Origin of the sequence: Nocardia sp. bgisy134, assembly GCF_965341865.1 — a bacterium.
GTDB lineage: Bacteria > Actinomycetota > Actinomycetes > Mycobacteriales > Mycobacteriaceae > Nocardia.
Genome location: NZ_CBDQZP010000019.1, coordinates 22,341 through 43,429, shown reverse-complemented (window position 1 = coordinate 43,429; position 21,089 = coordinate 22,341). Strand labels below are relative to the sequence as shown.

Sequence of the window (21,089 nt, the reverse complement as noted above, 5' to 3'; positions counted from 1 at the left end):
GATATCTCATGCGCCACTTCGACAACAAGGTCGCCGTCATCACCGGCGCGGGCTCCGGCATCGGCCGGGCGCTCGCGCTGGAGCTGGCCCGCCACGGCAGCCGCCTCGCGCTGTCCGATATCGACACCGGCGCGGTCGCCGACACCGCGGGTCGCTGCGAAAAGCTCGGCGCCACCGCGATTCCCTATCAGCTCGACGTCGCGCAGCGGACCGCGGTCTACGCGCACGCCGAGGACGTCCGCACCGAGTTCGGCGGCGTCGACCTGGTGGTGAACAACGCCGGGGTGGCGCTCAGCGCCGACGTCCTCGACATGGACTGGGACGATTTCGACTGGGTGATGAACATCGACTTCTGGGGCGTCGCGCACGGCACGAAGGCCTTCCTGCCCGATGTGATCGCCTCCGGCGACGGACACATCGTCAACATCTCCTCGGTCTTCGGTCTGATGGGAATACCGTCCCAAAGCGCGTACAACGCCGCCAAATTCGCGGTGCGCGGCTTCACCGAGGCGTTGCGGCAGGAAATGCGCATCGCCGGATATCCGGTCGGGGTGACCTGCGTTCATCCCGGCGGCGTGTCGACCGAGATCGCGGTGAACGCGCGCGGCATACCGGACAACGTCGATCGGGAGACGGTGCGCCGCGGCTTCGAGCTGATCACCATGACCAGCCCGGAAACGGCCGCGAAGATCATCCTGCGCGGCGTGCGCAAGAACAAGGCGCGCGTGCTCATCGGGCCGGACGCCCGCGGCTTCGACCTGATCCCGCGGCTGCTCGGGCCGCACTACGAGGATCTCGGCGTGCCGCTGTACCGGCTGGGCAAGCGGGCCGCGAGCCGGTTCGGCATCGAGCTGTAGGCGGGACCGATGACGCGGGCCAATTCCCATGTGCACACCCTGGAAGTGGTGGAGGTGATCGAGGAGACGGATGCGGCGGTTTCGCTGGTGTTCGAGATTCCCGACGCGCTCGTCTCTCGATTCCGTTACCACCCGGGGCAATTCCTCACCCTCGAGGTGCCGAGCGACCGCACCGGATCGGTGGCCCGCTGCTATTCGCTGTCCAGCTCACCGCACTCGGACGACGACGCGATCGTCACGGTGAAGCGCACGCCCGGCGGCTACGCCTCGAATTGGCTGTGCGACAACGTGTCCGTGGGCATGCGGCTGCGGGTGCTCGCGCCGTCCGGGGTGTTCGTGCCGAAATCGCTGGACGCCGATCTGCTGCTGCTGGCGGCGGGCAGCGGCATCACCCCGATCATGTCCATCGCGAAGTCGGCGCTGATCGCAGGTTCGGGCACGGTGCTGCTGATCTACGCGAACGACGACGCGGGCGCGGTGATCTTCGGCGCGGAACTGGAGGACATCGCGGTCGAATTCCCGGATCGGTTCACGGTGGTGCACTGGCTGGTCGACGAGCGCGGCGTGCCGACGACGCCCGCGCTGCGTGACCTGCTGCTCCCCTACCCACGCTACGACGCGTTCCTCTGCGGCCCAGCGCCTTTCATGGCAGCGTGCACCGCTGCGCTGCGCGCGATCGGCATGCCGGAGTCGCACATCCACCACGAGAAGTTCCAGTCGTTGACCGGCGATCCGTTCGCCGACATCGAACTGCCCGGCGCGCCCACCGAATCCGGCGCGGCAACCGCCACCGTCACACTCGACGGACGCACGCTGGAACTGCCGTGGCCGCGCACCCGCACGCTGCTCGAGGTGCTGCTGGCCAACGGCTACGACGCGCCGTTCTCCTGCCGAGCGGGCGAGTGCAGTGCGTGCGCGTGCACGGTCCGCGCGGGCGAGGTGCGGATGCTGCGCAACGAGACGCTGGTCGACGCCGATCTCGCACTCGGCCTGACCCTCGCGTGCCAGTCCGTGCCTGTCTCCGACCGCGTCCACATCGACTTCGATCAGTAGTCGATTGCCGAAACGGCAAAGAATCTGGCACGGCTTCTCGACCTGCGTGCACCATGCTCTTGCGGGTTCCCCCGCGGTCCATCACCGGCATACGCAGGTCAGGAGAGGCGTTCGATGACCGAAACCACCGCTCAGGAGTACTGGGAAGACTTCTACCGTGAGCGCGAGCAGATGTGGACCGGGAAACCGAATGTGTTGCTGGTCCGCGAAGCCGCCGATCTCGCGCCTGGCGCCGCGCTCGACCTGGGCTGCGGCGAGGGCGGCGACGCCATCTGGCTGGCCGAGCGTGGCTGGCGGGTGCTGGCGGCCGATGTGTCGGCCACCGCGTTGGAACGGGCGGCCGAGCGCGCTGCCGCGGCGGGCGTCGGGGACCGAATCACTTGGGAGCGGCACGATCTCGCGCATTCCTTCCCCGAGGGCTCGTTCGATCTGGTGTCGGCCCAGTTCCTGCATTCGCCGGTCGCCGCGGACGGCGAACGCGACAAGATCTTGCGGCTCGCCGCCGAGGCCGTCGCGCCCGGCGGTGTGCTGATCGTCGTGGCGCACGCGGGCTGGCCGACCTGGATGACCGAGCCGCCGTTCTTCGAATTCCCGACCATCCCCGGCACGCTCGCCGCCCTCGATCCGAAGCCAGGGGAATGGCGGGTCGAGACCGAGGAGGTCGTCGGTCGCGAATGGCCCGGTCCCGAGGGGCAGGACGGCCGCAGGGAGGACACGGTGCTGCGTATCCGCCGCCTGCGCTAGGCGTACATCCGGCCACGCGCAGGGCTGAGGATGGACTGCGGCAGTGGGCGTACCTCCGCCTTCGCTTCCGCCATGCCGCGGCGCTGGGGACGTCCGGCGCGTGGACGTTAACGTACCCAGCAACCTCACAGCCCGGTCCCAGCGTCACGGCAGCTACACCGCCGACGGTGGGAGCATGACCGAAACCGTGGCCGTCGCCAGCGCGGCGCAGCAGAATCGAGCCACGGGCCGACCGCCCGTGCTCGACGTGGTGATTCCCGTCTACAACGAGGAGACCGACCTGGGCATCTGCGTGCAGCGACTGCACGCGTACCTGGGCGGCGGCTTCCCCTTCCCGGCGCGTATCACCATCGCCGACAACGCGAGCACCGACGCGACTCTCCAGGTCGCCCTGCTGCTCGCGGCCGAATACGACGACGTGCGCGTGGTGCACCTGGACGCCAAGGGCCGCGGCCGGGCGCTGCGCGCCGTGTGGGAGCACTCCGACGCGCAGGTCGTCGCCTATTTGGACGTCGACATGTCCACCGACCTCGACGCACTGCTGCCCCTGGTGGCTCCGCTGGTCTCCGGCCACTCCGACCTGGCCATCGGCACCCGCCTGACCGCGGGCTCGCGGGTGGTGCGCGGACCGAAGCGCGAGTTCATCTCCCGCAGCTACAACCTGATCCTGAAGGCCGCGCTGCGCACCGGGTTCTCCGACGCGCAGTGCGGTTTCAAGGCGACGCGCACCGATGTCGCTCGGCGGCTGCTGCCGCTGGTGCAGGACGGCGAATGGTTCTTCGACACCGAACTGCTGGTGCTCGCCGAACGCGCGGGTCTGCGCATCCACGAGGTGCCGGTGGACTGGATCGACGATCCCGACAGCCGCGTCGACATCGTCGACACCGCGCGCAAAGATCTTCAAGGCATCTGGCGGCTCGGCCGGGCCATGGCCACCGGCGCGCTGCCGCTGGACGACGTGCGGCGGGCCATCGGGCGGGAACCGCTGGTACCAGGCGTGCCGCTGGGCATGGTGGGTCAGGTGGTACGGTTCGCGCTCATCGGCGTCGCCTCGACGGTCGGGTACCTGCTGCTCTACTTGTTGTGGCAACCGCTGACCGGGCCGCAGGCGGCGAATTTCCTCGCGCTACTGGTGACGGCCGTCGGCAACACCGCGGCCAACCGCGCCTTCACCTTCGGTATGCGCGGCACGAACGGCGTTGTCGCACACCAATTCCAGGGACTGCTGCTCTTCGGGTTCGGCCTGCTGGTCACGAGCGGTTCGCTGTTCGCGCTGCATCGCTGGGCGCCGGACGCGCCCGTGCACTGGGAACTGCTGGTGCTGGTGGTCGCCAATCTCGTGGCGACCCTGGCGCGGTTCGTCGGATTGCGCTGGGTCTTCCGGCACGCGGGCGGCCGGCAGTACCGGACGACCGTGGTGGACGAGGGCCGCTGATGAGCACCGCGACGCTGACCCCGCCGAAATCCATTTCGCTTCAGCAGAACTCGAGGCTGCCGAAGCGCAATCGCTGGGAGTACCCGGCGCTCGCCGCGCTGCTCATCGGAACCGGCGTGGCCTACCTCTACAACCTCGGCGTGAACGGCTGGGCGAACGCCTTCTATTCGGCCGCCGTACAAGCGGGTTCGCAGTCGTGGATCGCCTTCTTCTTCGGCTCCTCCGATGCGGGGAACTCGATCACCGTCGACAAACCGCCCGCCTCGCTGTGGCTGATGGAACTCGCGGTGCGCCTGTTCGGCCTGAGCAGCTGGAGCATTCTGGTGCCGCAGGTGCTGCTCGGCGTCGGCACGGTGGCATTGCTGTGGGCGACGGTGCGCCGTTCGTTCGGGCCCGCCGCGGGCCTGCTCTCCGGGCTCGTCCTCGCTGTGACTCCCGTTGCCGCGCTGATGTTCCGGTTCAACAACCCCGACGCGCTGCTGGTGTTCCTGATGGTCGCCGCGGCCTGGGCCATGCTGCGCGCGGTGGCGGACGGACGCTGGCGCTGGCTCGTGCTCGCAGGCGCTTTCATCGGTTTCGGATTCCTGGCCAAACAGTTGCAGGTGCTGCTCGTGGTGCCCGCGCTGGCGCTGACCTATCTGATCGCGGGTCCGCCCGCGCTGGGCAAGCGGATCGCGCAGCTGTGCGCGGCGGGCGCCGCGATGGTGGTGGCGGCGGGCTGGTGGCTGCTGGCGGTGGAGCTCTGGCCCGCGTCCTCGCGGCCGTGGATCGGTGGCTCCCAGAACAATTCGATCCTGGAGCTGACGCTCGGCTACAACGGACTCGGCCGCCTCAACGGCAACGAGACCGGCAGCGTCGGCCCCAGCGCGGAAGGCGGCCGGGGCATGATGTGGGGAGACACCGGCATCACCCGGCTGTTCGAACCCGCGCAGGGCGGGCAGATCGCCTGGCTGATCCCCGCGGCTCTGGTAGCGCTGATCGCCGGGATCGTTCTGTGCGGCAGAGGTCCTCGAATCGACGGCAGACGAGCCGCGCTGGTGCTGTGGGGCGGATGGCTGCTGGTGACCGGCCTGGTCTTCAGCTTCATGGCGGGGATCTTCCACCAGTACTACACCGTCGCGCTGGCGCCCGCGATCGCGGCGTTGACCGGATCCGGTGCGGTCCTGCTCTGGCGCGAACGGGACCGGGTCCTGGCTCGGGTGGCGCTGGCCCTCGCTACCGGCGTGACGACCGCGACCGCCTGGATATTGCTCTCGCGCAGTGTCGACTTCGTGCCGTGGCTGCGGTGGGCCGTACTGGCGGTGGGTGTCGCCGCGACGGTGGCGCTGCTGTTTCCCTTGGGGCGCAAGCGTTCCCTCGCGGCCGCGTTGACCGTCGCGTTCGTCGGCCTGGCCGGTCCGGTCGCGTACACCGCGCACACGTTGGCCACACCGCATTCCGGTCCGATCCCGTCGGCGGGTCCGAGTGTCGGCTTCGGCTTCGGCGGTCGCCCCGGCGGACCGGGCGACGGTGGCGGTATGCGTGGTGGACCGATGATGCCAGGGCGCAACGGAAGCGACGGGGCACTGCGCGGCGCGCCAGGAGCGCCCGGCATGACTCCGGGGGGCGGCGCCCCCGCGATTCCGGGCGGTACGGCCACAGGTCCGAACGGCACGGCGCCGTCGCAGTCGGGTGACGGAACTATGGGCGGCCCAGCCGGTTTCGGCGGTCCGGGCGGCGGGTTCATGAGCGCAAGCATGCCCGGCGATCGACTGATCGCGTTGCTCGAAGACGACGGCGACGCCTACACCTGGGTGGCGGCGACGGTCAGCTCCAATCAGTCGGCGGGCTATCAGCTCGCCACCGAGCTGCCCGTGATGCCGATAGGCGGCTTCAACGGCACCGATCCGTCGCCGACGCTGGCCCAGTTCCAGCAGTACGTGGCCGAGGGCAAGATTCACTACTTCCTCGGCGGCGAGGACAACCGCCCGAACGGCGGCGAGTCGTCGGAGGGCGCGAAGATCACCGCATGGGTGCGGGGCAACTTCACCGCCCAAGAGGTGGACGGCGTCACCGTCTACGACCTGACGGCACGCTGAAAAACCGCTGCGCACAGGCTCTTTCGAGATCCGGTGCGCAGCGGCGTTGGGCAATGCGCGGCGTCATCGAACAGCACGCGGCGTCATCGAATACTGCGCAGCAGCTCGCACACCGCACAGCGGTGTCGAACATTCAGCGCGGCGGCGTCGAGCATTCAGTTGGCGGCCGAGTACGTCGCTTCGACCCACTCCGCGAACGTCGGACCCGCCAGGGTGGCGTGCGGACCGGCCAGCAGTGTGCCGTCCTCGAACCGCTCGCGGTCGGGGTTGGCCGGGTCGCTCATCTCCTGCACCCGGACCGCGTCACCGCGCCGGGCGGCGAGCAGCGCGGCCGCGCCCGCCATGGTCTCCGGCTGGGGTCCGGCGATCTCAGGGAACGGTCCGTCGGTGGTCTCCGGGGCCGGGTTCACGGCCAACTCGACGAGTTTCTCGGCGACGGCGCGGGCGGCCACCAGCTGGGTGCGCATGTTCGGCAGGTAGGCGACCTCACCCTGGGTGCCCCACTGCATCATCACCTCGACCAGCTCGTGGAACTGCGCGGCCCGCAGGATCTGCACCGGCAGCGGGCCTTTCGCCAGCTCCTGCTCGTGCGCCAGCTTCGCGGCGTTGTAGCCCGCGACCGTGCTGTCGATGCCGATGATGGACACCACGACCAACCGCTCGACCCCTGCCTCGCTGCCCGCCTCGTGCAGGTTGCGCGCGGCGGCGGTGAAGAACGCGGTGGCGACGTCCTTGTCGGCGGAGGGCGTACTCGAGGCGTCGATCACCACGTCCACCCCGGCCAGCGCCTCGACGAGGCCCGCGCCGGTCTCGATGTCCACGCCGTTGGCGCGGGAGAAGGCCACCACCTCGTGTCCCTGCTCGTTCAGCACGTCGACGACGTGACGGCCAAGACGTCCGGTGGCTCCGGCGACGGCGATCTTCTTGCTGGCGTTCATGTCCTGCTCCTTGTGTTCCGCTGCGGCGGTGTTCCGCGTTCACAGGGAGGACGACACGGGGCCGACGAGTGTGACATCGCGCAGAACATGCAGGTCAGGAGCTACTCAGCGCGGAGCAGCACTATTCGGGAGCCGCACTGCGTAAGAACCGCACAACCCGAGAGCCGCACAACGCGGAAGCCGCGCCATGCGAGAGCCGCACAGCGCAGGAGCATGGTTCAGCAGCCGCGCAGTGCAGACCTCAGCGTGGCGTGGTGAGGGCAGAATGCAGTGTCGCCGACCACTGCTGGACGATCTCCTTGCGACGGGCCGAGTCGTCGGTGAGGACGTCGGCGAGACCGAGCCCGCGAGCCAGGTCGAGGGTCGCCTGCACCAAGTGGTGCGCGACGGGATCGGAGTCGTCGACGCCGAGCGCCTCGACGGCCCTGCGGTGCGCGACGCGACCGAACTTCGCCTCCAAGGGCACGATGCGCTCGCGGAGCACCGGATCGGCGGCGGCGTGCGTCCACACCTGCAACGCCGCCTTGAACAGCGGCGAGGTGTAGGACTCGACCAGTCCGGCCACGACGGCCTCCGTCCGGCCCACGCCCTCGGCCACCCCCGCGATCGTCCGCGCCTCCGTCTTGGCCTGGTCCATGCGGGTGTCGAACATGTACTCCAGCGCGCCGGTGATCAGATCCTCCCTGGTCGGGAAGTGGTGCTGGGCGGCACCGCGCGACACCCCCGCCCGTTCGGCGACCACCGCGACCGTGGCGGCGGCCCAGCCCATCTCGGCCAGGCAGTCGATGGTCGCCTCTAGCAGCCGCTGCCGTGTCGCTCGGCTGCGGTCCTGCTTGGGTTCGTGGGGTGTCGCCATGGCGCTATTCTGCCCAGCTCGGTGCGCGCCGCTGCAGGAAGGCCAGCATCCCCTCGTGCACCTCGGGGGTGCCGAAGAAGCTCGCCGAACGCCGCGCGAGTTCTTCGGCGGAGGCGTCGAACCCGGCCAGGATGTCCGCGTTGACCAGGCGCTTGGCCTCGGCCAGGCCCTGCGGGGAACCCTTGCGCAGCTCACCGATCAGCCGTGCGACCTCGGCCGCCGGGTCGTCTGCGGTAATCGTGACCAGCCCGATCTCGGTGGCCGCCTCGGCGCCGAACTTCTCGCCGGTCAGGTAGTAGCGGCTCGCCGCGCGCGGGGTCAGCCGCGGCAGCAGGGTGAGCGAGATCATGAAAGGCGCGAGGCCGATTCGCACCTCGGTGAGCGCGAAGGAGCTGCCGGGCCCGGCCACCACCAGATCGCAGGCCGCGACGATGCCCATGCCGCCCGCGCGCACGTTACCGTCGATCTGCGCGATCACCGGCTTCGGGATCTCCACGAGCCTGCGCAACACGTCGATCATCACGCGGGTGCGCTGGTCGGCGGCCACCGCGGGGTCGGCGTCGCTGGCCTCGCTGAGGTCGGCGCCCGCGCAGAAGGTGTTGCCGGTGTGCGCGAGCACGATGCCGCGCACCGCGGGATCGGCGGCCGCGTCGTCCAGGCCGCGGAGCAGGTCGGCGACCAGGCGCGAGGACAGCGCGTTGCGGTTGTGCGGCGAGTCGAAGGTGAGGACCGCGAAGCCGTCGCGGATCTCGTAGCGAACGAGCGGCGCGGTGGAAGTGTCGGTCATCGGGTCTCCTGTGATTCGTCGATCGGGGGATCCCGCTCCGTCTTTCGGATCGTCGCGAAACCGCGCTCGAGGTTCCGGACGGAGCGGGATCGACTGCGTCAGTAGGACTTCGGCAGACCCAGCGAGAACTGGGCGACGAAGTTGAGCACCATCTCACGGCTGACCGGGGCGATACGGCCGATACGGGATGCCGCGAGCATGGCCGCGAGTCCGTAGTCCGCGGTGAGACCCGCGCCGCCGTGCGTCTGGATCGCCTGGTCCAGCGCCTTGATGCTGGCCTCGGCCGCCGCGTACTTGGCCATGTTCGCGGCCTCGGCGGCGCCCATCTCCTCGCCGGCGTCGTAGAGCGTGGCGGCCTTCTGCATCATCAGCTTGGCCATCTCCAGCTCGATCTTCACCTGCGCCAGCGGATGCGAAATGCCCTGGTGCGCACCGATCGGCGTCTTCCAGACGGTGCGCTCCTTGGCGTATTCCACCGCGCGATCGATGGCGTAGCGGCCGAGGCCGACGGCCATCGCGGCGCCCATGATGCGCTCCGGGTTCAGACCGGCGAACAGCTGCATCAGCGCCGCGTCCTCCTTGCCGACCAGGGCGCTGGACGGCAGGCGGACGTCGTCGAGGAACAGGTTGAACTGGTGGTCCGGCTCGATGATGTCCATCTCCTGCGCCGTCTTGGTGAAGCCGGGAGCGTCGGTCGGGACGATGAACAGGGCGGGCTTGAGCTTGCCGGTCTTGTGGTCCTCGGTGCGCGAGACGATCAGCACCGCCTCGGCCTGGTCCACGCCGGAGATGAAGATCTTGCGGCCGTTGAGGATCCAGTCGTCACCGTCGCGGCGGGCCGTGGTGGTGATCTGGTGCGAGTTCGATCCGGCGTCCGGCTCGGTGATGCCGAAGACCATCTTGCCCGAGCCGTCGGCGAGCTTGGGCAGCCAGTGCTGCTTCTGCTCGTCGGTGCCGTACTTGGTGATGATGGTGCCGCAGATGGCGGGCGAGACCACCATGAGCAGCAGGCCCGCGCCCTGCGCCGACAGCTCCTCCATCACCAGCGCCAGCTCGTACATGCCGGCGCCACCGCCGCCGTACTCCTCGGGCAGGTTCACCCCGAGGAAGCCGAGTTTGCCCGCCTCGTCCCACAATTCGGTGAGCGGCTCGCTCTTGCGCGCCTTGGGCAACACGTAGTCGCGGTAGCTGTACTTCGCGGCGAGCGCGGCCACCGCGGCCCGCAGCTGCTTGCGCTCGTCGGATTCGATGAAACTCATGGGGTTACTGCTCCTGGTTCTCGTTGACCGCGTCGTCGGGATCCACGACGGCAAGGACTGCGCCGATGTCGACCTGCTGGCCGACGGTGACATTGAGTGCGCTCAGCACACCGGAGGTGGGCGCGGCGATGGTGTGTTCCATCTTCATCGCTTCCAGCCACAGGATCGGCTGCCCGGCGTCCACCCGGCTGCCTGCCTCCGCGCCGAGCCGGATCACGCTGCCCGGCATGGGTGCTAGCAGCGAACCGGTGGCCACCTGGTCGGCCGGATCGCTGAAGCGCGGCAGCCTCCGTGCGCTCACCGGTCCGAGCGGTGAGTCGACGCAGACCAGATCGCCGTAGCGCGCGACGGTGAACACCCGCCGCACCGGTCCGTGTTCGCCGGGCACGCTCAGCACCACGCGCTCCGGGTTCAGCTCCACCAGCTCGACACCCTCATGGCCGTCCACCGTCACGCCGGAGCGGGTGAACCGGTAGCCGACCTCGTGCACGCCGCTGATGCGGCTCTCGTAGGACTTGCGCTGCGACTGCGAGGGCAGGTTGCGCCAGCCGCTCGGCAGCCCGCCGCTGGTCCGCGCCGCCGCACGGTTGGCCGCGGCGTCCGCGAGCGCGGCCGCGACGATGGACAGCGCCTCGTCGGCCTCGGACACCAAAGGCGCTGCGAGCGTAGACAATCCGTGCGTCTCGAAGAACGCCGTGTCGGTGTCGCCCGCCAGGAAGGCGGGGTGCCGCAGCACCCGCACCAGCAGGTCGCGGTTGGTCACCAGACCGTGAATGCGGGCCCGCTGCAAGGCCGAGGCCAGCAGTCGCGCCGCCTCGGTCCTCGTCTCCGCGTAGGAGATGACCTTCGACAGCATCGGGTCGTAGTGCACGCCGACGACCGAACCGTCGACGACGCCGGTGTCCAGGCGCACGCCCGCACGGTCGAGCAGATCGAATTCCGCCGTGACCGAGGGGATGTCGAGCCGGTGCACGGTGCCGCTCTGCGGCTGCCAGTCGTGCGCGGGGTCCTCGGCGTAGAGCCGGACCTCGATCGAATGCCCGCGCATGGCGGGTGGTTCCGCGGGCAGCCTGCCGCCCGCGGCCACCTCCAGTTGCAGGCGTACGAGATCCAGTCCCGTGGTGCACTCGGTGACCGGATGTTCCACCTGGAGACGGGTGTTCATCTCCAGGAAGAAGAAATCGCCCTGCTCGTCGGCCAGGAACTCGACGGTGCCCGCGCCGGTGTAGTCGATCGCGCCAGCGGCCAGCCGGGCCGCCTCGAACAGCCGCTCACGCATGCTCTGCCCATTGGCCATGCCCGCGGACCCTCCGTGGCCACGCTCCGCTACCGCCTCCGGGCCTGAAGCGCGCATGGCGTCGATGCGCTCCACCAGCGGCGAAGGCGCCTCTTCGACGACCTTCTGGTGGCGACGCTGAATGGAGCACTCGCGCTCGCCGACCGACCAGATCGTGCCGTGCGTATCGGCCATCACCTGGACCTCGATGTGCCTGCCGGTCTCCAGGTACCGCTCGCAGAACACGGTCGGATCGCCGAACGCGGACTCGGCCTCGCGCCGGGCCGCCGCGATCTGCGGTTCCAGGTCGGCGAGATCGCGCACCACCCGCATGCCGCGCCCACCGCCACCGGCGGACGCCTTGATCAGCACCGGCAGGTGCGCCTCGGTGACCTCGGTGGGATCCAGCTCGGCGAGGACCGGCACGCCCGCGGCGTCCATCATCTTCTTGGACGCGACCTTCGAGCCCATCTGCTCGATGGCCTCGATCGGCGGTCCGATCCACACCAGACCGGCCGCCTGCACCGCACGCGCGAATTCCGCGTTCTCCGAAAGGAATCCGTAGCCGGGGTGGATGGCATCGGCGCCCGCGCAGAGCGCGGCCGCCACGATCAGCTCGCCGCGCAGGTAGGTCTCGCCGGGCGTATTGCCGGGGAGCCGGACCGCGGCGTCGGCCTCGCCGACGTGCGGGGCCGCGGCGTCCGCGTCGGAGTACACGGCGACGGTCCCGAGGCCCATACGCCGACAGGTGGCGAAGACGCGACGGGCGATCTCCCCGCGGTTGGCGACCAGAACGGTCGAAATTGAATTCACGGCTGCCTCACATCCGGAAGACGCCGAAGCCCTCGGCGCCCTTGATCGGGGCATTGTGGATGGCCGAGAGCGCCATACCCAATACCGTGCGGGTGTCGCGGGGGTCGATGACGCCGTCGTCGTAGAGCCTGCCCGACATGAACATCGGCAGCGACTCGGCCTCGATCTGCGCCTCGATCATGGCGCGCATGCCCGCGTCGGCCTCCTCGTCGAACGGCATGCCCTTCGCCTCGGCGGCAGCACGGCCCACGATCGAGATGACACCGGCCAGCTGCGCTCCGCCCATGACCGCGGATTTCGCACTGGGCCAGGCGAAGACGAAGCGCGGATCGTACGCGCGACCGCACATCCCGTAGTGCCCGGCGCCGTAGGAGGCGCCCATCAGCAGCGAGATATGCGGCACCTTGGAGTTGGAGACCGCGTTGATCATCATCGCGCCGTGCTTGATGATGCCCTTCTGCTCGAACTCCTTGCCGACCATGTAGCCGGTGGTGTTGTGCAGGAACAACAGTGGCGTATCCGACTGGTTGGCCAGCTGGATGAACTGCGCCGCCTTCTGCGCCTCCTCGGAGAAAAGCACACCGCGCGCGTTGGCGAGGATACCGACCGGATAGCCGTGCAGCTCGGCCCAACCGGTGACCAGGCTGCTGCCGTACAGCGGCTTGAACTCGTCGAAATCGGAGCCGTCCACGACGCGCGCGATCACCTCGCGCGGATCGAACGGGATCTTCAGATCGGAAGGAACGATGCCGAGCAGCTCCTCCTGATCGAGCAGCGGCTCGATCACTTCCGCGCGCGGCGCGGGACCCTGCTTCTTCCAGTTCAGGCGTTTGACGATGGAGCGGCCGATGCGAATCGCGTCCTGCTCGTCGGCGGCCAGGTAGTCGGCCAGACCCGATGTCCTGGCGTGCATTTCGGCGCCGCCGAGGGATTCGTCGTCGGACTCCTCACCGGTGGCCATCTTCACCAGCGGCGGGCCGCCGAGGAACACCTTGGAGCGCTCCTTGATCATCACCGTGTAGTCGGACATGCCAGGGATGTAGGCGCCGCCCGCCGTGGAGTTGCCGAACACCAGCGCGATGGTCGGGACGCCCATCGCGGAGAGCTTCGTCAGATCGCGGAACATCCGGCCGCCGGGGACGAAAACCTCTTTCTGCGTGGGCAAGTCGGCGCCGCCCGACTCGACGAGGCCGATCACCGGCAGCCGGTTCTCCATGGCGATGTCGTTCATGCGCAGGTTCTTGCGCAGCGTCCACGGGTTCGAGGTGCCGCCGCGCACCGTGGGATCCGGCGCGACGATCATGCATTCGACGCCTTCGACGATGCCGATGCCCGCGATCACGCTGCCGCCCACATGGAAATCGCTACCCCACGCGGCAAGCGGGCACAGCTCGAGAAACGGCGAGTCCTCGTCGATGAGCAGTTCGATGCGTTCGCGCGCGGTCAGCTTGCCGCGCTTGCGGTGCCGCGCCATCTTGTCCGGACCACCGCCCGCGACATTCTTGGCGAACTCGGCGCCGATCTCGGTGAGCTTGGCGTTCATCGCCTCGGCGGCGGCGCTGTACTCCGCCGAACCGCTGTCGAGCGTGCTGCGCAAGATCGTCATGACTGGTACCCCAATCGTTTGGCGGCGAGTGCGGTCAGGATCTCGGTGGTACCACCGCCGATGCCGAGGATGCGGATGTCGCGGTACTGGCGCTCCACCTCGGATTCGCTCATGTAGCCGAGCCCGCCGAAGAGCTGGACGGCCTGGTTGGCCACCCACTCGCCCGCCTCGACGGCGGTGTTCTTCGCGAAGCACACCTCGGCGATCAGGTCCGTCTCGCCATTGGCGCTGCGCTGCACCACATCTCGGGTGTAGACGCGGGCGACGTCGATGCGCCGCGCCATCTCGGTCACCGTGTTCTGCACGGCCTGCCTGCTGATCAGCGGACGGCCGAAAGTCTCACGGTTGCGCACCCATTCGAGCGTCAGCTCGAGGCAGCGCTGCGCCTGCGAATACGCCTGCACCGCGAGGCCGACCCGCTCGCTGACGAACGCGCCCGCGATCTGATAGAAGCCGGAATTCTCCTGGCCCACCAGGTTTTCCACCGGCACGCGCACGTCGACGTAGGACAGTTCCGCGGTGTCGGAGGCGCGCCAGCCCATCTTGTCCAGCTTGCGGCTGACGGTGAAACCGGGCGTGCCCTTCTCCACGACCAGCAGCGAGATGCCGCCCGAGCCGGGGCCCCCGGTGCGCACCGCGGTGACCACGAAGTCGGCGCGGCAGCCGGAGGTGATGTAGGTCTTCGCGCCGTTGACGATGTAGTGGTCGCCGTCGCGGCGCGCGGTGGTGGTGAGGTGGCCGACGTCGGAGCCGCCGCCCGGTTCGGTGATGGCCAGCGAACCGATCTTCTCGCCGGCCAGGGTCGGACGGGCGAAGCGCTCGATCAAGTCCTCGTTGCCGGAGGCGATGATGTGCGGCACCGAGATGCCGCAGGTGAACAGCGAGGCGAACAGCCCGCCGGAGGCGCCCGCCTGGTGCATCTCCTCGCAGACGATCATGGCGTCCACGCCGTCGCCGCCGGAACCGCCCGCCGACTCGGGGAACTGCGCGCCGAGCAGACCCAGCGCGCCCGCCTTCTTGTGCAGCTCGCGGGGTATCTCGCCCGCGCGCTCCCAGTCCTCGAGGTACGGCAGGATCTCGCGCTCCACGAAACCGCGCACGGTGGAGCGCAATTCGCGCCGCTCCGGCGTGTTCCACGGACTGACTACGGCACTGGTCATGAGAGCAGCTCCACGGGGATATCGAGGTGACGGGACCGCAGCCATTCGCCGAGCCCCTTGGCCTGCGGATCGAAGCGGGCCTGGTAGGCCACGCCCTTGCCGAGCAGGCCGGAGATGATGAAGTTCACGGCGCGCAGGTTCGGCAGCACATGCCTGGTGACCGACAGCGACGCGGCCTCGGGCAGCAGTTCCTTGATGCGGTCCACGGTGAGCGTGTGCACCAGCCAACGCCACTGTTCGTCGGTTCGCACCCAGACGCCGATGTTCGCGTCACCGCCCTTGTCACCGCTGCGCGCCAGCGCGACCGTGCCGAGCGGGGCGCGGCGAGTCTCGCTCGCGGCCAACGGCTCCGGCAGCTCGGGTTCCGAAACACTCTCCAGTGCAGTTGTTTCCGTCGCGGCCGCGACCTCGACGCGGCTGCCGTCCGGCAGCACCGCGGCGTGCGGCACCTCGCCCGCGTCGACGAAGCCGGGCGTGAACACGCCGTACGGCGAGCCGTTGCCGGGCAGGGTGGTGAAGGTGCATCCCGGGTAGCTGGCCAGGGCCAGTTCCACCGCGACGTTGGAGAAGGCGCGGCCGACCTTGTTCGGGTCCTGGTCGCGGACCACGCAGCGCAGCAGCGCGCTGGCCTGCTCCTCGGTGTCGGCGTCCGGCCGGTCGAGCCGGGCCAGCGTCCACTCCAGCTCGGCCGGGCGCACCGGCAGCCAGGATTCCAGCTGGCGTTGCGCCAGCGCGGCTTTCGCCGCGATGTCCAGGCCGGTCAACACGAATTCCATCTCGTTGCGGAAGCCGCCGAGGGTGTTCAGCGACACCTTGAGCTGCGGCGGCGGCGCCTCGCCCGTGACGCCGCTGATCAGCACCCGGTCCCGGCCCTCCTGGCTCAGCCGGATGCTGTCGAGCCGCGTCGTGACGTCCGGGCCCGCGTAGCGCGCGCCCTGGATCTCGTACATCAGCTGCGCCTCGACCGTGTCGACGGTGACCGCGCCGCCGGTGCCCTCGTGCTTGGTGATCACGCTGCTGCCGTCGCGGCGGATCTCGGCGATCGGGAAGCCCGGCCTGCCGAGATCGGCGAGTTCGGTGAAGAAGGCGTAGTTGCCGCCGGTGGCCTGGGTGCTGCACTCGATGACGTGGCCAGCGACCACCGCGCCCGCGAGCGCGTCGTAATCGGTTCGGCCCCAGCCGAAGTGCGCGGCGGCCGGGCCGACGATCACCGAGGCGTCGGTGACCCGGCCGGTGACCACGATGTCGGCGCCCGCGTTCAGGCATTCGACGATGCCCCACCCGCCGAGGTAGGCGTTGGCCGTGAGCGGGCTGCCGAGGCCGAGTTCGCTTGCGCGCGAGAGCAGATCGTCGCCCTCGACGTGCGCGACCTTGGCGTCCAGCCCGAGATCGGCGGCCACCTTGCGCAGCTTCTCGGCCAGCCCGGCCGGGTTCAGGCCGCCCGCGTTGGCGACGATCTGCACATTCCGTTCCAGAGCGAGCCCGAGGCAGTCCTCGATCTGCTTGACGAAGGTCTTGGCGTAGCCGAGGCTCGGGTCCTTCATCCGGTCCCTGCCCAGGATCAACATGGTCAGCTCGGCAAGATAGTCGCCGGTGAGCACGTCGAGCTGCCCGCCCTCGAGCATCTCGCGCATGGCGCTGAGCCGATCGCCGTAGAACCCGGAACAGTTGCCGATGCGGATGACATCCGGATCGGCGGCCAATCTACTCATCAGCCGGAGGCCTCCCTTGCGGTGGAGTTCACGTTCCGGAGTTCAGCATCACATCCGATCGAGAAAAAATCAAGCGTGCGTGCTTGTTAATTGTTCAAGCAGGTCACACCCATGAGCGTGCAGCCCGAACGTGCCAACAACGCACTCCCAGGGCGAGTCTTACGAGCCCGTTCGCGGCCCGTCTCGCTTCCGAGCGGTCGAGATGCATGCGACGCAGTCGCGAGTCTCGACCGCTCGGAAGCGAGACACCAGGGGCCGCGAACACGCGCGCGCCAGCGCGCCAAAAACACAGCCCGCATACCCGCCCTCGGCCACTGCACCTGCGACCCACCAGAATGGCCCCATGTCCACCGACGTCACCGTGATCCTGCTGCTCGCCCTCGCCGGCTTCCTGATCGGCGGCGCGTACTCCACGTGGAAGACCTCCCGCCCCCTCTCCATCTCCCTGGCGGTCTGTGCGGTACTCGCCGCGGCAGGCGCGATCGCCTGGGGCTTCCTCTAGTCTCGGCCGCCAGCCGCCTCATCCGCATCTGAGCGACACCTCACGTCCGGACGGTTGTCGCGAAACTGCGGGCCCCGCCCGCACCGACCGTCCCGCCTGCGAATTCGGCCGGAACGGGCCACACGCGGCGACTGGGCTAGTTCTTCGACAACCGGAAGATGCGGAGGTCTTCCGGGACGCCGCTGAGGGGGGCCGCGAAGAAGCTGCGTCGGTAGGGCTTGACGGTCAAGCCGAGTTCGGTGAGGGTTTCGGGCTCCAGTGATTGGAGGGTGGCCTCGGAGAGCATGGTGTTGCCGTTGCCGCCCGCCTCCATGACGCGCGCGGCGATGGTGACGTCGACGCCGAGCCAGTCGCCGCCGATCTCGCGCGGCGAGCCGGTGTGCAGGCCCATCCGCATGCGCGGGCGGTAGCCGCGCAGGTCGATCTGGCTCAGATTGCGCTTGGCCTGCACGGCGGCGCGCACGGCGCGATCGGCGGAGGGGAACACCGCCATGACGCCATCGCCCATCCGCTTCACCACCCGGCCGCCACGGTCGGCGATGGGCGGTTCGATGGCCTTGGCCACCTCGCGCAGCAGTTCGAGGGTCGCCTCGTCGCCCGCCGTCAGCGACCAGCTGGAGAAGGCCACCAGGTCGGTGAACATGACGGTGATCTCTTCACCGCCCTTTCCACGGCCGACACGCTCCAGCATGGCCTGCCAGACCTGCAACGCGCCGAAACCGATCTCGCGGGCCGCGCTCGGATTGTCGCCGACGAGTTTGTCGGCGGCCCTGGCGACCGCGCGGGCGCCGCCAGGCCCGCTCACGGACAGCGGATCGCCGAAGGACGGATCACCCGGAAGTTGTTCGCGCGCCTTGCGCAGCACGTCGATCAGATCCGGACGCTGATTGGCCGCGTTCATCAACGCCGCGATCTGCTTCTTGCGAAGAGCCCGCCCCGAACGACGGGCGCCGTTGGCCTCGTCGGCGGGCGACAACGGAATCACGACCTCGGGTTCGGCGCCGCCATCGTCCTCCGGTCGCGACCCTGGTCTGGGACCGCCGGACGGTGTATCGCTCACGCCCCGAGCGTATCTCAGCCGAAGGAGCGTCGGCCGGTTACCAATGATCGCCGAAAAACAACCACCGGCCCGGCGGTGAAGGGGGATTGCTTCACGCACCGGGCCGGTGACCCGCACAGCCCGCCGGGCAGTGGCGGACAGTGCTACCGGGGTCGCGAACCTCCCGACAAGGTCGCGTCCCCGGGCCCGAGTAGCGAGGGAGGGCAACTCGGGCAGCTCTTCGATTTTCTCAGGCGTCGCGCTTGTTCACCACGACCAGCGCCGCGCCGAACACCAGGGCGACGAAGGCCGCGAAGTAGAGCAACGCGGGCCAGGCGCCCCAGTGCCACGGCAGCGCGGTGTCCTCGAGGCCGAGGAAGCGGTTGGCGTTCTGGAAGGGCAGGAACACCTGGATGTTGCGGCCGTACTTGCCGAAGGCGCCGATGATCGGCTCGATCAGCACCGGCCACACGATCAGCAGCGACAGCGCGCCCGCCGACTGGCGGATCAGGGCGCCGACGCCCACCGAGAGGAAGACGACCAGCGCGGCGAAGATCGGGACCGCGTAGAAGACCTTCAGGTCGCCGTCGGTCAGGCTGAGCTTGCTGCCGACATCGCTGTCGGTCAGCCCCTCGAGTATGAGGAAGCTGAGGAAGGTCAGGATCCCCGACAGCACCGCGGCGCCGACCGCGATCATGCTCGCCTTGGTGGCCAGCACCACGGAACGGTGCGGCACCGCGAGGAAGGTGGCCTTGATGGTGCCGAAGCGATATTCGCTGGTCACCGCCAACGCGGCCAGGATCATGATCAGGATGTAGCCGAAGCCGGGGATGAACGAGACGCCGGTGATGCCGAGGCCCGCCATCACGTTCTCCGCGTACGGCGGATCCGGCGTGATCGACGGGTCTTCCCGGTAAGCGTTCATCGACACGTTCAGCAGCAGGCTGAACAGGGCCGTGATGCCGAGGGCGAAGACCACCGTGAGAGCGGCGCACCACCAGGGCGACCTGGTCGAGGTGAGTTTGATCCGTTCCGCTGCCAACACGCCCATCAGAGCGCACCTCCCATCGCTGTGTAGGACGCGGCGTCCGCGGGTCCCTTCGTGGTTACGCCAGCTGCCGCCTCCGGGCCCGTCGCTCCCGCCGGGTCGAAACCCTCACCGTGGTACTGCACCGAACCGCCCGTCATCCGCATGAACGCCTCCTCCAGCGAGGCCCGCTGCGGCGAGAGCTCGAACAGCGTGATGTCGTTCGCGCCCGCGAGCTTGCCGACCGCGTCGCTCGGTACGCCGGCGACCAGCAGCGCAGGTCCGTCCTGGCCCGCACCGTCCTCGCGCACGGTCATGCCGTTGGAGGTGAGCAGGCTGCGCAGCTGGTCCAGCTGCGGGCTGCGCACCCGCACCGACTGCTCGGAGGCTCGCTCGATGAATTCTTGCGTCGTGGTGTCGGCGATCAGCTGACCGCGACCGATCACCACCAGGTGCTCGGCGGTCTGCGCCATCTCCGAGAGCAGGTGACTCGACACGAGCACCGTGCGGCCCTCGGCTGCCAATCGCTGCATGAACCGGCGGATCCACAGGATGCCCTCCGGGTCGAGACCGTTCACCGGCTCGTCGAACAGCAGCACCTCGGGATCGCCGAGCAGGGCGCCCGCCAGGCCGAGCCGCTGCGACATGCCGAGCGAGAAGCCGCCCGCGTTCTTGCCCGCGACCTCGGAGAGGCCCACGAGCCGCAGCACCTCGTCCACCCGCGACTTGGCGATGCCGTTGGACGCGGCGAGCCATTGCAGGTGCGAGCGCGCCGAACGGTTCGGATGTACCCACTTGGCGTCCAGCAGCGCGCCGACGGTGCGCAGCGGATGGCCCAGCTCGTGGTACTGCTTGCCCTTGATTAGCGCGGTACCCGCGGTCGGCGTGTCCAGGCCAAGGATCATCCGCATCGTGGTGGACTTACCGGCGCCGTTCGGTCCCAGGAAGCCCGTCACCTGGCCGGGTCGCACGGTGAAGGACAGATCCTGAACCGCGGCGGTCTGGCCGTAATGTTTGGTCAGGCCCCTCAGTTCGATCATGGTGTCCAGCATTCCGCAAAACCGCGCGTCGCGCGTCACTACAAAGTTGTCGATTCAGTCATCCTTGCGGATGAGTTGCCCCTGAGGCCCCTGGTTCGTTGCCCCTGAGTACCCCGGTTCAGAGCTCCGGGGAGGACGCCTGGGCCCAGAAGCGCTTGGGGATGCGGCCCGCCTGCCTCGCGAGATGGCCCGCGCGGACGGCGTCGGCCATTGCCGCGGCCATCAGTTCGGGGCGCTTGGCGCGAGTGACTGCGGTCGCGAGCAGCACCGCGGAGCAGCCGAGCTCCATGGCGAGGGCGGCGTCGCTCGCGGTGCCGATGCCCGCGTCCAGGATCACCGGGACGCCGGCGGCGGCCACGATCATCTCGATGTTGTGCGGGTTGCCGATACCGAGCCCGGTGCCGATCGGGGCGCCGAGCGGCATGACCGCGGCACATCCCGCGTCCTCCAGGCGCCGCGCGAGCACCGGGTCGTCGGAGGTGTAGGGCAGCACGACGAAGCCTGCGTCAACCAATTGTTCGGCGGCGCTGAGCAATTCGATCGGATCGGGCAGCAGGGTGCGTTCGTCGGCGATCACCTCGAGCTTCACCCAGTTGGTGTCGAGCGCCTCGGCGGCCAGCTGCGCGGTGAGCACGGCCTCGGCGGCGGTGCGGCAACCCGCGGTATTGGGCAGCGGCATGATGTCGAGACGCTTCAGCAGGTCGAGCACGCCGGTGCCGCCCGCGGCGTCCACCCTGCGCATGGCGACCGTGGTGAGCTCGGTGCCGGAGGCGACCAGCGCCTCCTCCAGCACGGTGAGGCTCTCCGCGCCGCCGGTGCCCATGATCAGCCGGGACCCGAATTCGCGGTCGGCGATCCGTAGCGGGGTCTGCGTACTCACATTGCCTCCGTAGCACTGTCGAACGGC

The 21,089-nt window shown here is 69.2% G+C and carries 18 protein-coding genes; 6 read left to right on the top strand and 12 right to left on the bottom strand.

The window, feature by feature from the left end:
- Positions 1 to 8 precede the first annotated feature (8 nt).
- The 5 genes from ACRWNM_RS28435 to ACRWNM_RS28415 all read left to right on the top strand — a co-directional run bounded on the left by ACRWNM_RS28435 (position 9) and on the right by ACRWNM_RS28415 (position 6,167).
- Complete coding sequence (locus tag ACRWNM_RS28435) at positions 9 to 857, top strand: SDR family NAD(P)-dependent oxidoreductase (protein WP_431971177.1); 849 nt, start codon at positions 9 to 11, stop codon at positions 855 to 857.
- A gap of 9 nt (positions 858 to 866) precedes the next feature.
- Positions 867 to 1,910: a 2Fe-2S iron-sulfur cluster-binding protein gene (locus ACRWNM_RS28430; protein ID WP_431971176.1), complete on the top strand. Its 1,044-nt coding sequence runs from the start codon at positions 867 to 869 to the stop codon at positions 1,908 to 1,910.
- Between the two features lie 114 nt (positions 1,911 to 2,024).
- Entirely contained in the window at positions 2,025 to 2,654 is a 630-nt protein-coding gene (locus tag ACRWNM_RS28425) for an SAM-dependent methyltransferase (protein WP_431971175.1), read from the top strand.
- A 175-nt stretch (positions 2,655 to 2,829) separates the two neighbouring features.
- The gene (locus ACRWNM_RS28420) at positions 2,830 to 4,089 is read left to right on the top strand and encodes a glycosyltransferase (RefSeq protein WP_431971174.1); all 1,260 of its coding nucleotides are present in this window, start codon (positions 2,830 to 2,832) and stop codon (positions 4,087 to 4,089) included.
- Positions 4,089 to 6,167 carry a glycosyltransferase family 39 protein gene (locus tag ACRWNM_RS28415; RefSeq protein ID WP_431971173.1) on the top strand — a complete coding sequence of 693 codons (2,079 nt, stop codon included), beginning with the start codon at positions 4,089 to 4,091 and terminating at the stop codon, positions 6,165 to 6,167. Before ACRWNM_RS28420 ends, ACRWNM_RS28415 begins: the two co-directional genes overlap by 1 nt.
- A 155-nt stretch (positions 6,168 to 6,322) precedes the next feature.
- On the opposite strand, the gene ACRWNM_RS28410 is transcribed toward ACRWNM_RS28415, so the two are convergent.
- The 8 genes from ACRWNM_RS28410 to ACRWNM_RS28375 form a co-directional block, all read right to left on the bottom strand.
- Entirely contained in the window at positions 6,323 to 7,105 is a 783-nt protein-coding gene (locus tag ACRWNM_RS28410) for an SDR family oxidoreductase (protein ID WP_431971172.1), read from the bottom strand.
- 241 nt (positions 7,106 to 7,346) lie between these two features.
- Complete coding sequence (locus ACRWNM_RS28405) at positions 7,347 to 7,961, bottom strand: TetR/AcrR family transcriptional regulator (protein WP_431971171.1); 615 nt, start codon at positions 7,959 to 7,961, stop codon at positions 7,347 to 7,349.
- Between the two features lie 4 nt (positions 7,962 to 7,965).
- On the bottom strand, positions 7,966 to 8,748 hold the full coding sequence (locus ACRWNM_RS28400; protein WP_431971170.1) for an enoyl-CoA hydratase family protein: 783 nt from the start codon (positions 8,746 to 8,748) through the stop codon (positions 7,966 to 7,968).
- 98 nt (positions 8,749 to 8,846) lie between these two features.
- On the bottom strand, positions 8,847 to 10,007 hold the full coding sequence (locus ACRWNM_RS28395; RefSeq protein ID WP_431971169.1) for an acyl-CoA dehydrogenase family protein: 1,161 nt from the start codon (positions 10,005 to 10,007) through the stop codon (positions 8,847 to 8,849).
- Between the two features lie 4 nt (positions 10,008 to 10,011).
- Positions 10,012 to 12,096, bottom strand: a complete 2,085-nt coding sequence (locus ACRWNM_RS28390) for a biotin carboxylase N-terminal domain-containing protein (protein WP_431971168.1) — start codon at positions 12,094 to 12,096, stop codon at positions 10,012 to 10,014.
- A 7-nt stretch (positions 12,097 to 12,103) separates the two neighbouring features.
- Positions 12,104 to 13,702, bottom strand: coding sequence for an acyl-CoA carboxylase subunit beta (locus ACRWNM_RS28385; protein ID WP_431971167.1), 1,599 nt, complete (start codon positions 13,700 to 13,702; stop codon positions 12,104 to 12,106).
- A complete protein-coding gene (locus ACRWNM_RS28380; RefSeq protein ID WP_431971166.1) occupies positions 13,699 to 14,862 on the bottom strand; it encodes an acyl-CoA dehydrogenase family protein in 1,164 nt (387 codons plus the stop codon). Before ACRWNM_RS28380 ends, ACRWNM_RS28385 begins: the two co-directional genes overlap by 4 nt.
- Positions 14,859 to 16,574, bottom strand: coding sequence for an acyclic terpene utilization AtuA family protein (locus ACRWNM_RS28375; protein WP_431971165.1), 1,716 nt, complete (start codon positions 16,572 to 16,574; stop codon positions 14,859 to 14,861). The genes ACRWNM_RS28380 and ACRWNM_RS28375 overlap by 4 nt, the downstream gene beginning before the upstream one ends.
- 343 nt (positions 16,575 to 16,917) lie before the next feature.
- On the opposite strand from ACRWNM_RS28375, the gene ACRWNM_RS28370 reads away from it, so the two are divergent.
- Positions 16,918 to 17,076: a hypothetical protein gene (locus ACRWNM_RS28370; protein WP_431971164.1), complete on the top strand. Its 159-nt coding sequence runs from the start codon at positions 16,918 to 16,920 to the stop codon at positions 17,074 to 17,076.
- A gap of 136 nt (positions 17,077 to 17,212) precedes the next feature.
- Here ACRWNM_RS28370 and ACRWNM_RS28365 read toward each other — a convergent pair whose 3' ends face one another.
- From ACRWNM_RS28365 to ACRWNM_RS28350, 4 genes are all read right to left on the bottom strand, one after another.
- The gene (locus ACRWNM_RS28365) at positions 17,213 to 18,058 is read right to left on the bottom strand and encodes an adenylate/guanylate cyclase domain-containing protein (protein ID WP_431971317.1); all 846 of its coding nucleotides are present in this window, start codon (positions 18,056 to 18,058) and stop codon (positions 17,213 to 17,215) included.
- 307 nt (positions 18,059 to 18,365) lie between these two features.
- A complete protein-coding gene (locus ACRWNM_RS28360) occupies positions 18,366 to 19,166 on the bottom strand; it encodes an ABC transporter permease (protein ID WP_431971163.1) in 801 nt (266 codons plus the stop codon).
- Entirely contained in the window at positions 19,166 to 20,182 is a 1,017-nt protein-coding gene (locus tag ACRWNM_RS28355; RefSeq protein WP_431971162.1) for an ABC transporter ATP-binding protein, read from the bottom strand. The genes ACRWNM_RS28360 and ACRWNM_RS28355 overlap by 1 nt, the downstream gene beginning before the upstream one ends.
- 118 nt (positions 20,183 to 20,300) lie before the next feature.
- Positions 20,301 to 21,062, bottom strand: a complete 762-nt coding sequence (locus tag ACRWNM_RS28350; protein ID WP_431971161.1) for a thiazole synthase — start codon at positions 21,060 to 21,062, stop codon at positions 20,301 to 20,303.
- Between the last annotated feature and the right edge of the window lie 27 nt (positions 21,063 to 21,089).